This window comes from Metapseudomonas boanensis (assembly GCF_018704125.1).
Lineage (GTDB): Bacteria > Pseudomonadota > Gammaproteobacteria > Pseudomonadales > Pseudomonadaceae > Metapseudomonas > Metapseudomonas boanensis.
In genome coordinates, this window is the sequence record NZ_JAGTIS010000001.1 from 141,996 (window position 1) to 154,818 (window position 12,823).

The 12,823-nt window shown below is 62.2% G+C and carries 11 protein-coding genes; 5 read left to right on the forward strand and 6 right to left on the reverse strand.

Annotated features, from left to right (window positions below):
• Window positions 1-18 precede the first annotated feature (18 nt).
• The 4 genes from J7302_RS00660 to J7302_RS00675 are packed head-to-tail and all read right to left on the reverse strand — an operon-like array spanning window position 19 to window position 3,629.
• Window positions 19-1,098 carry an ABC transporter permease gene (locus tag J7302_RS00660; RefSeq protein ID WP_215368702.1) on the reverse strand — a complete coding sequence of 360 codons (1,080 nt, stop codon included), beginning with the start codon at window positions 1,096-1,098 and terminating at the stop codon, window positions 19-21.
• Window positions 1,095-2,042 carry an ABC transporter ATP-binding protein gene (locus tag J7302_RS00665; RefSeq protein ID WP_215368705.1) on the reverse strand — a complete coding sequence of 316 codons (948 nt, stop codon included), beginning with the start codon at window positions 2,040-2,042 and terminating at the stop codon, window positions 1,095-1,097. The genes J7302_RS00660 and J7302_RS00665 overlap by 4 nt, the downstream gene beginning before the upstream one ends.
• Entirely contained in the window at window positions 2,029-2,994 is a 966-nt protein-coding gene (locus tag J7302_RS00670; protein WP_215368718.1) for an HlyD family secretion protein, read from the reverse strand. The genes J7302_RS00665 and J7302_RS00670 overlap by 14 nt, the downstream gene beginning before the upstream one ends.
• On the reverse strand, window positions 2,991-3,629 hold the full coding sequence (locus tag J7302_RS00675; protein WP_215368722.1) for a TetR/AcrR family transcriptional regulator: 639 nt from the start codon (window positions 3,627-3,629) through the stop codon (window positions 2,991-2,993). The genes J7302_RS00670 and J7302_RS00675 overlap by 4 nt, the downstream gene beginning before the upstream one ends.
• 190 nt (window positions 3,630-3,819) lie before the next feature.
• Here J7302_RS00675 and J7302_RS00680 point away from each other — a divergent pair, with 190 nt between their 5' ends.
• Genes J7302_RS00680 through J7302_RS00690 form a run of 3 tightly spaced genes read left to right on the forward strand, consistent with a single transcriptional unit; the run spans window position 3,820 to window position 6,870 of the window.
• Window positions 3,820-5,808: an FUSC family protein gene (locus tag J7302_RS00680; protein ID WP_215368729.1), complete on the forward strand. Its 1,989-nt coding sequence runs from the start codon at window positions 3,820-3,822 to the stop codon at window positions 5,806-5,808.
• Window positions 5,795-6,001 (forward strand): DUF1656 domain-containing protein, encoded by a 207-nt coding sequence (locus tag J7302_RS00685; RefSeq protein ID WP_215368732.1) that lies wholly within the window; start codon window positions 5,795-5,797, stop codon window positions 5,999-6,001. The genes J7302_RS00680 and J7302_RS00685 overlap by 14 nt, the downstream gene beginning before the upstream one ends.
• A gap of 11 nt (window positions 6,002-6,012) precedes the next feature.
• Entirely contained in the window at window positions 6,013-6,870 is an 858-nt protein-coding gene (locus J7302_RS00690) for an efflux RND transporter periplasmic adaptor subunit (RefSeq protein ID WP_215368735.1), read from the forward strand.
• A 395-nt stretch (window positions 6,871-7,265) separates the two neighbouring features.
• On the opposite strand, the gene J7302_RS00695 is transcribed toward J7302_RS00690, so the two are convergent.
• Both J7302_RS00695 and J7302_RS00700 read right to left on the reverse strand, forming a co-directional pair.
• On the reverse strand, window positions 7,266-7,736 hold the full coding sequence (locus J7302_RS00695; protein ID WP_215368739.1) for a MaoC family dehydratase: 471 nt from the start codon (window positions 7,734-7,736) through the stop codon (window positions 7,266-7,268).
• The gene (locus tag J7302_RS00700) at window positions 7,733-8,692 is read right to left on the reverse strand and encodes an alpha/beta hydrolase (protein WP_215368744.1); all 960 of its coding nucleotides are present in this window, start codon (window positions 8,690-8,692) and stop codon (window positions 7,733-7,735) included. The genes J7302_RS00695 and J7302_RS00700 overlap by 4 nt, the downstream gene beginning before the upstream one ends.
• A gap of 217 nt (window positions 8,693-8,909) precedes the next feature.
• Here J7302_RS00700 and fadD2 point away from each other — a divergent pair, with 217 nt between their 5' ends.
• Window positions 8,910-10,598 carry a long-chain-fatty-acid--CoA ligase FadD2 gene (gene fadD2 / locus J7302_RS00705; RefSeq protein WP_215368749.1) on the forward strand — a complete coding sequence of 563 codons (1,689 nt, stop codon included), beginning with the start codon at window positions 8,910-8,912 and terminating at the stop codon, window positions 10,596-10,598.
• Between the two features lie 360 nt (window positions 10,599-10,958).
• Window positions 10,959-12,665 carry a long-chain-fatty-acid--CoA ligase FadD1 gene (gene fadD1, locus J7302_RS00710; protein ID WP_215368775.1) on the forward strand — a complete coding sequence of 569 codons (1,707 nt, stop codon included), beginning with the start codon at window positions 10,959-10,961 and terminating at the stop codon, window positions 12,663-12,665.
• Window positions 12,666-12,823 lie beyond the last annotated feature (158 nt).

The following is a 12,823-nucleotide window of genomic DNA, read 5'->3' on the forward strand; positions in this document are numbered from 1 at the left end:
ACTCGTCACAAGCAGGTTTCAGTCCAGTCGTTTGTGCACTCTTGCCACGGCAAAGCCCAGCATCACCAAAGTAAACACACCCAGCACCACCAGTTCCAGCCAGAGGTCGGCCAGCCCGGCGCTGCGCAGCATGATGCCGCGTGTCAGGCGGAGAAAGTGCGTCAGCGGCAGGATTTCAGCGACCCATTGGGCCGCCTTTGGCATGCCGGCGAACGGAAACATGAAGCCCGAGAGCAGGATCTGCGGCAGAAAGGTGAAGAAGGCCATCTGCATGGCCTGGAACTGGCTGCGCGCCAGGGTCGAGATGAATACGCCCAGAGTCAGGCTGGCGAGAATGAACAGTAGTGCTGCGGCATAGAGCGCCCAGAGGGAACCGCGTACGGGAACTTCAAACAAGAGCCGGCCTACCAGTAGCACTACTGTCACCTGAACCAGGCCGATCCCGACGAAGGGCAGAACCTTGCCCAGGGTTAGTTCCCAAGGGGAAAGCGGTGTGGTGATCAGCATTTCCATATTGCCGCGCTCGCGTTCACGTACCAAGGCGATGGCGGTGAACAGCACCATCGTCATGGTCAGGATCACTCCGATCAACCCTGGGACGGTATTGACCGGCGCGAGGCGCTCCGGGTTATAGAAGTTCACCAGCTGGATGCCGGTCAGGTGCGGCCAGCCCGGCAGAGGGTAGGTCGCCAACTGGCGGGCGGATGCCTGTATCACCTGGTCTGAGCCGTCTACCACCAGCTGCAATGGCGGGCGGTCACGTCGCTGGAGCCGTGCTTCGAAGTCCGGCGGTATCACCAGAGCCGCGCTGATTCTGCCTTCACGCAGCAGGCGGTCGAGCTCCTGGGGGCTGGCCAGGTGGTAGCGGAAGTCCAGTACCTGGCTGGCGCCGATCTCTGCCACGACTTCGCGGGACTGGGCCGTGTTCGCCTGGTCCAGCACGGCGGCGTGCAGGCCGCGCACGTCCATGTTGATGGCGTAGCCAAACAGCACCAACTGCATGACCGGGATGCCGACGATCATCGCGAAGGTCAGGCGGTCGCGGCGAAGTTGGCGCAGCTCCTTGAGCACGATGGCGCCGAGGCGTCGCAGGTTCATGCGTGGGCTCCGGCATGCGTTTGAGGGTGGTGGGTCACGGCGACGAAGACATCCTCCAGATTGGCCTCGGTCTCTTGCACGTGCGCCTCGATGCCTTGGGTGGCCAGCCGCCGAGAGATGCGCTCGCGGGCGTCAGCCACTGCGCTGAGCACGCGCAACGAGTTGCCGATCTGGGCCATGGCGATTACCTCTTCGGCACCTTGCAGGGCGCGCTGCGCGTTGCGTGGTTGGAGACATTCCACCAGTAGCGGGCGGCCGGGCAGGGCGGCCATCAGCTCTGCCGGGCTGCCGTCGGCCACCAGCCTCCCGGCATCGAGGATGCCCAGGCGCGTGCAGCGTTCGGCCTCATCCATATAGTGGGTAGAAACCAGCAGGGTGGTTCCGGCCTCGGCCAGCTCGAACAGCGAGTCCCAGAACTCCCGTCGTGATTGCGGATCGACAGCGCTGGTGGGCTCATCCAACAACAGCAGGTCTGGTTTGTGTAGCACGGCTCCGGCCAGCGCCAGGCGTTGCTTCTGGCCGCCGCTCAGGGTGCCGGCCAGCTGCGTGCGGCGGTCCGTCAGCCAGTAGCGCTCCAGCAGCTCCTCGATGCGTTGGCGCCCATAGCGCTGGGGGAGTCCCTGAACGGTGGCGAGAAAGTCCAGGTTTTCGCCTACGGTCAGGTCTTCATAGAGGGAGAACTTCTGCGTCATGTAGCCGATCCGCCGCTTCAGCGCTTCGGCATCGCGGGGTATCTGGCAACCGAGTACTTCGATCTCCCCGGCGCTGGGCAGCAGTAATCCGCAGAGCATGCGGATGGTGGTGGACTTGCCACAGCCATTGGGCCCCAGGAAGCCAAATACTTCGGCACGATCAACTCGCAGGTCCAGCCTGTCGACGGCGGTGAGCTGACCAAAGCGCTTGGTCAGCCCTCGGGCCAGGATGACCGGCTCAGCGCTGTTCATTTTCGGGAACCATGGCTTGAACCGGCAGGCCGGCGGGGAGTTGCCGGGCCGCTTCACCTTCCAGCAACAGTTCGGCGCGGTAGACCAGGCGGCTGGCGTCATCGCCAGTCAGGGCGAAGTACGGGGTGAAACTGGACTCGCTGGCGATGCTGCGAATCCGTGCGTCGAAAGCGTCGCCCACGCCTTCAACCTGCACACGCAAGCGATCACCGATGGTGAAGTGCGGCCGCACCGAGGCGGGGATGTAGACCCGCGCATAGGGTGCCTCTCCCACCAGCAGGCTGACCAGTTCGGCATTCTGCGGCGGTTGGTCACCGGGTTTGAACGGTAAGGCGTCCACCCTGCCGGTACGCGGCGCGCGCAGGCTCAGGTGTTCGCGGCTGACTTCCAGTTGCGCTAAGCGGCCCTGGCTGGCTTGGAGCAGGGCGGTCGCCTGCTCGATCTGCTCAGGGCGTGTCCCGTTGGTCAGTTCTCGCAGTTGCGCGTCGGTGTTGCTGACTGCCGCCCGGGCTTGATCGCGGGTGGCGCGGGCGCGATCCAGTTCGGCAATGGCGACCTGTCGGCGCTGGTAGAGAGCTTCGATGCGCTGATAAGTGCGTTCGGCATCGACGAGTGCGGCTCGATTTCGATTGAGGGAGGCCCGCGCTGCATCCACGGTTTCGGTCCGTGCGCCGTTGTTGAGTTCTTCCAGGCGTGCCTGGACCTGGGCGACATCGCCCTTGGCCTCGAGGAGGCGCGCATCGAGTCGGCGCGGATCCAGTTCCAGCAGCAACTGCCCGGCCTGGACCCGATCGCCCTCGTTCACGCGCCAGGCGAGGATGGTTTCCGAAGCTTCAGCCGGCAGGCCGATGCGGTCCCACTCCAGAGTGCCGAGCAGCGGAGCCTGGCTCGTGTCATCACAACCTGCGAGCAAGGCGAACAACAGCAGGAAGGGCAGGGGGCGAATACTCATGGTTTGGCCTCCAGGCCGCGCTCGATCAGGGCCAGCGTGTGTCGGAGCATGGCTTCGTCGCCGAGCTCCGGGTTAGCAAAAATGCCGCGCCAGATGGGCGCGGCAGCGTAGGGCAGCATGGTCATGCCAATCAGGGACACCACCAGCAGCCGCGGGTCCAGATCGGGATTGAGTTGGCCGGCGGACTGGGCCTCGGCGAAGCGTTGAGCGAGTTGCATTGGCACCATCGGAGCAAAGCGGGTAGTCAGTTGGTCGCGCAGGGCGCCACCCTCGCATAGCACCTCGCGCACCCAGAGCGGCGGTAGCCAGGGATTGCGTCGGAGGTTGGCGCTCAGGGCCGTCACGAAGCCCGTAACCAGTTCGCGCGGATCGTTGCCAATCTGCTGAAGTTGCTCAGCGATGCCCCGGAATAGCGGCAGCAGGCGCTCCTCCACCAGGGCCTCGACAAGCCGTTCCTTATTGCCGAAGTAGTAATTGACCAGTGCCGGGGTCACACCTGCTTGCTGAGCGATGCTGCGCAGGCTGGCGGCCTGGATACCCTGATGGGCGAAGGCGTCGACAGCGGCATCCAGCAGGCGCTCCCGTTGCAACGGGGAATCGCCGGTCGGTCTGCCGGGGGAACGGTTGTGAGTCACTGCGGCACTCCCTGACTTCAAGTGAGCGATACGCAAAATTTAAATATGTATTTAATTAATTTTCAATTCTCAGCCGACAAGCGAGCAACCCTCTGGACGGCAATAAGATAGCTAGCTAATAATCAGCTTCGCTCATTGCCTGCCTTTTCCGGCACGCTATCTTCAGATGAAATTCTTACGGACTCCGTCAGTGCGCGACTCATTGCGTGCCTTCCTGGCGCCCGACATTCCGGCGCTGCAATTTGCCATCAAGACGCTGCTCGGCGGCGGCCTGGCGCTTTGGTGCGCCATGCGCTTTGGGCTCGAGCAACCGCAGTGGGCCTTGATGACAGCCTTCATCGTCGCGCAACCGCTGTCCGGCATGGTTATCCAGAAGGGCATGGCGCGCCTGCTCGGCACCTTCGTTGGTACGGCCATGTCGGTCGTCTTCATGGGGATGTTCGCTCAGGCGCCCTGGCTGTTCCTGCTCGCCTTGGGAGCTTGGCTTGGGCTCTGCACCGCCTCGTCGACCTTGCTGCGCAGCGCCTGGTCCTACTCGTTCGTGCTGGCGGGCTACACGGTGGCGATCATCGGCCTGCCGGCCATCGCTCACCCGCTCACGGTATTCGACCAGGCGGTGGCGCGCTGCACTGAGATATCCCTCGGAATCATCTGCGCCACCTTCACCAGCGCCCTACTCTGGCCGCAGCGAGTCGAGCGCCAGCTTGCCAGGCAGGCGAAGGATGCCTGGGAATTCGGCATCCAGACGGCACGTTCGGCACTTAAAGGCGGGCGGCAGGAACGCCAAGGCCTGGTAGGCGTGTTGGGGCGCATCGTTGCGGTGGATGCCCAGCGCGAGCATGCCTGGTTCGAGGGCAACCGCGGGCGGCAAAGGGCGGTGGCTTTGCGGGTGTTGAGTCATGACCTGCTCAGCTTGTTGCGCCTGGCACGAGGGGTGGCCAGGCAATGGCGCCAGCTGAGCGAGGATGAGGTGCATCAGTTAGCGCCTCGGTTGAGTCAGGTCGATCAGGCGTTGGCCGACCCCAATTCCCAGCGACTGGCCGAGTTGCTCGATCAATTGATCGAGGCTTCGGCCTCGGAAGACCTTTCGGCGGTACAGCAGTATTGCCTGGCGCGCCTGGCCGTCCTGGTGCGCCAGGCGGGGGCGGCACTGGGCTCGCTGCAGGCAGTAGAGCGGGGGCAGGCGCCAGGCGTCGCGCCATCGGCGCTGTCCTGGCATCGAGACCTGCAGACGGCCACTATTTATGGGCTGCGCAGCGCGTTGGCGTTCCTCGCCCTGTCCGCGTTCTGGCTGGCGACTGGATGGACGGCCGCCGCTGGTGCGCTGACCCTGACCTGCGTGGTGTGCAGCCTGTTTGCCAGTCGAGAGAACGCTGATCAGATCGGCTTCATGTTCCTGCGCGGAATCTTCTACGCCTTGCCTGTGGCGTTCTTCGTCGGGCAGGTACTGCTGCCGCAGCTCAGCGGCTTTCCCATGCTTTGCCTGGCGCTCGGGACGCCCTTGTTCTTCGGGGCCCTAGGCATGGCCAAGCCTGCACTGGGCGCCACCGCTACTTCTTTCTGCCTGCATTTCATCGTGCTGTGCGCCCCGCAGAACGCCATGCGTTATGACGTTGCGTTCTTTCTCAACGAGGCCATCGCCATGGTCCTGGGTGTTGGATTTGCCGTTCTGGCATTTCGCCTTATCGTGGTTCGCAATCCGGCATGGCTCAGTCGGCGCCTGCTCAAGGCTACGCTGGTCGACCTCTCACGCCTGACCAGGCAACCCTTGGCCAGTGCGGAAAACTGGTTCGGTGGACGCATGGCGGACCGCATCCTCCAACTCGCGCGCCATGCCCCGGTATTGCCGGAGCCGGTCCGCTCTCATTGGGCCGATGGCCTGGCCAGCCTGGATCTGGGCGATGAGCTCCTGCACTTGCGGCGCTGCCTGGCCGCCGGTGACAAGCCTGTGGGGCGTTCTGAGCAACAATTTCTGCGCCGCCTGGAAAAGGTTTTCCTGCAAGGCCCCGCGCCGCTTCATAGCCAGGCTCTGGATGAGCCGGTCGATGAATTGTTGAAGGCATTGCGCGCAGCCGGGAGCAGTATCGACAGGCGTTTGGCCCAGGCAGCTGTGCTGCAGTTGCAGCACAGCTGGCGGCAATGGTGCGAACAACAGGAGGCGAGCCATGAGCTTGCGTGAGTGGTCCCTGGGCGGCGTATTGCTCAGCCCATTTCTGATTTATGCATTGCTGGCGCTGTTGGTGACCGGTGTGCTGCGGCTTGGCCTGGAGCGCGTCGGCATGGCGCGCTGGATCTGGCATGAGGCGCTGTTCGATTGTGCGTTGTATGTTTGCGTGCTGGCTGCCCTAGTGGCGCTGACCGGGCACTGGTGAAGGAGAAGAAGATGCGTTCGATGTTGCGTGTGGCGGTCACGTTGTTGCTGGTGGTGGCGGCTTTGATCGCCGGCTATGGCCTCTGGCTGCACTACATGCTTTCACCCTGGACCCGTGATGCTCGAATTCGCGCCGACGTGGTGGTCATCGCTCCGGACGTGTCGGGCTGGGTCACGGATCTCAAGGTTCGCGACAACCAGCAAGTGAAGGCGGGGGATCAGCTCCTGGAAATCGACCGCGAACGTTATCAGGCTGCGCTGGAAAAGGCTCGGGCGGTTGCTGATACCCGCCAGCAGCAATTGCGACTGCGTGAGCACGAGGCGTCCCGGCGTGCCAGTCTGGGTCCGCAGGCGATCAGTGCCGAGCTGCGTGAGAACGCTCAGATCAATGCCGATATAGCCCGCGGTGAGTCCCGCGAAGCTCAGGCCGACGTCAAGGTCGCCGAACTGAACCTGGCGCGTAGCGAGCTACGGGCCCCGCGCGGTGGCCAGATCACCAACCTGCGCCTGGCCCAGGGCAATTTCGTGAGTGCTGGCGAACCGGTGATGGCGCTGGTGGATGACAGTTCGTTCTATGTGCAGGCCTATTTTGAAGAGACCAAGTTGCCGCGCATCAAGGTAGGCGCTCCGGCGGAGGTCTGGTTGATGAGCGCGGGACAACCGTTGCGCGGGACGGTGGAAAGCATCAGTCGCGGGATCACCGATCGTAATGCCAATCCGGATGCGCAGTTGCTGGCGAATGTGGAGCCCACGTTCAACTGGGTGCGATTGGCTCAGCGGATTCCGGTGCGGATCAGGCTGGACCAGGTGCCGGAGGATGTTCAGCTGAGTGCCGGGATGACGGCGAGTGTGACGGTGGAGGAGGAGTGAGGGGCTAGGTCTCACCCCAGGTTGCCTGTCTGATGTGAGCAGCCATCAGCCCGACTATCCCCGCACGAACAAAAAGCCCGGATCCAATCCGTAATGCTGTTCACTTAGGCATTGGCGGCAGCGCATATGAGGAGGGGCGTGATCGGCCTTCGGAGCAGTCTGCCACCTCAAGCCCGATTTCATGAAGGGTCCGTAGGAACGAGCTCTGCTCGCGAAGGAGGCGGGCTCGCGAGCAGAGCTCGCTCCTACGAGAGATACCTGCCCAACAGAAACAACTTCGTGATGATGTAAAACCAAAAACGCCGCCCTCCTGCTGAAGGAAAAGCGGCGTTTTTCTTATGTGAACAGCTTTACGGATCCAATCCGTGCTGTTCGCTTCAGTCGCAGACCTCGTCTCAGCCGATGGTGATCGGCGGCAGCTCCGGCAGTTCGACGGACAGCTGTTGCTTGGGCGCCAGCACCTCGGCTTCGCCATCCACCACTTGCTCGGCATTCTGGTTGAACACACGAGTCGCAATGCGCACACGATTCTTCGGCAGCTTCTCGAGGATCTCCAGCTCGACGGTCAGGCTGTCGCCCAGCTTCACCGGGCGGGTGAAGCGCAGTTGCTGGCCGAGGTAGATGGAGCCCGGGCCTGGCATTTCGCAGGCAATGGCCGCACTGATCAGGGCGCCGGTGAACATGCCGTGGGCGATGCGTTCCTTGAACATCGTGCCAGCGGCGTACTCGGCGTCCAGGTGCACGGGGTTGCGGTCGCCGGATACGGCGGCGAAGAGTTGGATGTCACGCTCTTCGACAGTCTTGGCAAAGCTGGCTTTCTGTCCAACTTCGAGGGCGTCGTAGGGGATGTTAGTGACCTGGCTCATGCGGTCTCCTTGGCTTGCGGTTGAAGGGAGCGACGGTGGGCAAGCGCTTGCTCCAGCCAGTCGATCAAGAATGCGGTCACCTCGTTACGATTGCTCTCGTTGAGCAGTTCGTGACGGGCGCCCGGATAAAGTTTCAATTGCACGTTCCTGATTCCGGCCAGGCGCAAGGCGTCAGCCAGGTCCTGCAGACGCCGGCCCTCACTGACCGGGTCGCGCTCGCCGCCGATCACCAGCAACGGCAGGTCGGGGTCGATCTGGGCCAATTGGCTGGGCGGTGTGATGCTCTGAAGCCCGCCCAGCAGGTCGAGCCACAATTGATTGGTGCAGCGGAAGCCGCAAAGCGGATCGCTGACGTATTTGTCGACTTCCTGCGGGTCGCGGCTCAACCAGTCGAAGGTTGTGCGATTGGGCTTGAAGGCCTTGTTGAACGAGCCGAAAGACAGAAAATCGATCAATGCACTGCGGCCTTCAAGGCCTTGTCGCCAGCGCTCGAAGCGGGCCACGAAGCTGGCCACGCGATACAGTGCGACGGGTTGGTAGTTGGAGCCGGAAAGGATGGCGCCCTGCAGGCTGCAGCTATGTCGCATCAGGTACGCCTGGCCGATGTAGCTGCCCATGCTGTGGCCCAGCAGGAAGATCGGGGCCTGTGGGTGCTGCTGGCGGATATGGTGGTTCAGGCTTGCCAGATCGTCCACCACTTTGGCCCAGCCATCCTGTTCGGCATATAGACCGAGAGTGCCGTGCTCGGCGCTCCTGCCATGGCCCCGTTGGTCGTGCGCATAGAGTTCGAAGCCGGCTGCCACCAATGCTTCGCCAAGGCGCGCATAGCGCCCGCTGTGTTCGGCCATGCCGTGGCTGAGCATGATCACCGCCCTTGGCGGAGCTTCGCCAGCCCAGTGGTTGACGTACAGGGGGACTGCATCGCTGGCGTCGAGCCAGAAGGCGTCATGGCGCATGGCTGATCCTTATGCCGGGGAGTCGGCGCATTGTGCACGGGTGGCCCGCCGGCGCAAAGTCCGGCGGCGGCCACTGGCGAGCGGTAATACGTGAGGGGCAAGATTCACCTGGTCAATGACAGTGCTCAAGTATTTGCGTGATGCCAGGGAGCTGCTAATTTCCGGGCAGCCCCGCAGCGCGGGCCAGACACTTTCAGGGCAGAGAGGACAAGAACAAATGCAACCTGATTTCTGGAGCGACAAACGCCCGGCCGGCGTCCCCAATACTGTCGATCTGACTGCCTACAAGTCGGTGATCGAAGTATTCGAGCGGTCCTGCAAAAAATTCGCTGACCGCCCGGCCTTCAGCAACCTGGGCGTGACCCTGACTTACGCCGAGCTGGATCGCCATTCCGCTGCTTTTGCTGCCTATCTGCAGAAACACACCGACCTCAATCCCGGCGACCGCATTGCCGTGCAGATGCCCAACGTCCTGCAGTACCCCATCGCGGTATTTGGCGCCTTGCGGGCCGGGCTCATCGTGGTGAACACCAACCCGCTGTATACGGCTCGCGAGATGCGTCACCAGTTCAAGGACGCCGGCGTGCGCGCACTGGTGTACATCAACCTGTTTGGCAAGCTGGTCGAGGAGGTGTTGCCGGACACGGAGATCGAATACCTGATCGAGGCGCGCATGGGAGACATGCTGCCAAGCCTCAAGGGGTGGCTGGTCAATGCCCTGGTGAAGAAGGTGAAGAAGATGGTTCCCGACTTCCATCTGCCCCAGGCGGTGTCCTTCAAGGATGCGCTCAAGCATGGCCAAGGGCACGCGCTGCGGCCGGTCAGGGTCGGCCTCGACGATATCGCCGTGTTGCAGTACACCGGCGGCACGACGGGAGTGGCCAAGGGCGCAATGCTCACCCACGGCAACCTGGTGGCGAACATGCAGCAGGTGGATGCCTGCCTGTCGCAGCTCGGGCCAAATGGGGCGCCGCTGATGAAGCAGGGCCAGGAGATCATGATCGCGCCGCTGCCGCTTTACCACATCTATGCTTTCACGGCGAATTGCATGTGCATGATGGTAAACGGCAACCACAACATCCTCATCACCAACCCGCGAGATATCCCCGGTTTCATCAAGGAACTCAAGAAGTGGCGCTTCTCGGCGCTTCTTGGCCTCAACACGCTGTTTGTCGCGCTGATGGACCATCCGGAATTCAAGAATCTGGACTTCTCCAATCTCAAGGTCACCAACTCGGGCGGCACTGCCCTGGTCAAGGCCACGGCCGAACGCTGGCAGGCGATGACCGGTTGCTCGGTCGTCGAGGGCTACGGTCTTACCGAAACCTCTCCCGTGGCCAGCACCAACCCATACGGCGACCAGGCGCGCCTGGGTACCGTGGGCATCCCGGTGCCGGGTACGGCATTCAAAACCATCGATGACAATGGCAGCGAACTGCCGTTGGGCGAGCGCGGGGAGCTGTGCATCAGGGGGCCGCAGGTGATGAAGGGTTACTGGCAGCGCCCGGAGGCCACGGCTGAAGTGCTCGACGATGATGGCTGGCTGCGTACCGGCGATATCGCGGTGATCGACCCGGACGGCTATGTGCGCATCGTCGATCGCAAGAAGGACCTGATCATCGTTTCCGGTTTCAACGTCTACCCGAACGAGATCGAAGACGTGGTCATGGCCCATCCAATGGTGGCCAGCTGCGCGGCTATCGGCGTGCCGGACGACAAGTCCGGCGAGGCAGTGAAACTGTTCGTGGTGCCGCGCGAGGGGGGGGTCAGCGTCGAGGAGCTTAAGGCCTACTGCAAGGAGAATTTCACCGGCTACAAGGTGCCCAAGCACATCGTGCTCAAGACGGCCCTGCCGATGACTCCAGTCGGCAAGATCCTGCGTCGCGAGCTGCGCGATATCGCTTGAGGAAAACGGGCAGGGCGGACAATCCGCCCTGCCGTGGCGGCATGCTCCCTAACTTGGCAACCGTGCCTTGCGCGCAGGATTTCCACCTTACGTCCCACGGCGATTTGGGTTGGAGCGGCTCTGAGGCCCCGGTTTGCGCCGTTTATCGGCAACTTAGAGTTAGAACTCCAAAAATGACCAACATATAAATGGTGGTCATTAATGTGACTGGCTGGGGCAGGTTTGGTACTAGTGAGGCTCTGGCAAAGCTGCTACTCTCGGCGCGCTTTTTGCCCTGCCTGGGGCGAAAAGTCGCATACAACACAACAAACAACTGCCTGAGGGCAGTGAAGATCAGCTGTTGCTTAGGAGTGGGCCTCCATGACCGAAAACTTCTGGAAGGACAAATATCCAGCAGGCGTTCCTGCTGAGATCAATGCCGATCAGTACGCCAATATCCAGGCGGTATTGAAACTGTCCTGCCAACGCTTTGCCGACAAGCCCGCTTTCAGCAACCTGGGCAAGACCCTGACCTACGGCGAGCTGTACGAGCTCTCCGGGGCCTTCGCCGCCTTTCTGCAGAACCATACCGATCTCAAGCCAGGCGATCGCATCGCCGTGCAGATGCCGAACATCCTGCAGTATCCGGTCGTCGTGTTCGGCGCCATGCGCGCCGGCCTGATCGTGGTCAATACCAACCCGCTGTACACCGCGCGGGAGATGGAGCACCAGTTCAATGATTCCGGTGCCAAGGCCCTGGTGTGCCTGGCCAACATGGCCCACCTGGCCCAGGAAGTCCTGCCCAAGACGGGCATCCGCCACGTGATCGTCACTGAAGTCGGCGACCTGCTGCCGACCTTCAAGCGCCTGCTGGTCAATGCCGTGATCAAGCACGTGAAGAAGATGGTCCCGCCCTATAGCCTGCCCCAGGCGGTCAAGCTCAACGATGCCCTGGCCAAGGGGCGCGGCCGCGCTTTCACCGAGGCCAGCCCGCAGAGCGGCGATATTGCCGTGCTGCAGTACACCGGTGGCACCACTGGCGTGGCCAAGGGCGCCATGCTGACCCACCGCAACCTGGTGGCCAACATGCTCCAGGTCAAGGCGCTGATGGGGGCCAATATGAGCGATGGCAGGGAGATTCTCATCGCTCCGCTGCCGCTCTATCACATTTATGCTTTTACCTTCCATTGCATGGCGATGATGCTGATCGGGGGCCACAACATTCTGATCACCAACCCTCGCGATCTGCCGAGCATGGTCAAGGAGCTTTCCCAGTGGAAGTTCACCGGCTTCGTGGGGCTCAACACTCTGTTCGTCGCCCTGTGCAACAACGAGGAGTTCCGCAAGCTGGACTTCTCTTCCCTCAAGGCGACCTTCTCGGGTGGCATGGCCTTACAACAGGCTACCGCAGAACGCTGGAATGACGTCACTGGCTGTGCCATCTGCGAAGGCTTCGGCATGACCGAAACCAGCCCCGTTGTGTCGGTGAACACCTTCGAGAAGAACGAGATTGGCACTATCGGCATCCCCGTCCCCTCGACCTTGTGCAAGGTAATCGACGATGCCGGCAACGAGTTGCCCCTGGGCTCCGTGGGCGAGCTGTGCGTCAAGGGTCCGCAAGTCATGAAGGGCTACTGGCAGCGCCAGGAAGCCACCGACGAAATCCTCGACGCTGATGGTTGGCTGAAGACCGGCGACATCGCAGTGATCCAGGAAGATGGCTACATGCGTATTGTCGACCGCAAGAAGGACATGATCCTGGTGTCCGGTTTCAACGTGTATCCGAACGAGTTGGAAGACGTCCTCGCCACCCTGCCAGGCGTGCTGCAATGTGCGGCCATTGGCATCCCGGATGAGAAGTCCGGCGAAGCGATCAAGATCTTCGTGGTCGCCAAGCCGGGTGCGAGCCTGACCAAGGACCAGGTGATGGAGCACATGCGCAGCAACGTCACTGGTTACAAGATGCCCAAGGCCGTCGAGTTCCGTGATGCGCTGCCGACCACCAACGTAGGCAAGATACTGCGCCGCGAGCTGCGTGATGAAGAGCTGAAAAAGCTTACCGCGAAGAAGGAGCAGGTCAAGGCCTGATACCTTTGTGCGGTGCACCCAAGGCCCCGCAATGCGGGGCCTTGTCGTTTGACGGGGAGTCATTTGCGCAGCGCTGCAGGCTGGCAGCTACAGGGTAGGTCGCGCTCCACCAAGCCACTGTCGACACCGCGTTTGGTTGCGATGATGGAGGTAAAAAG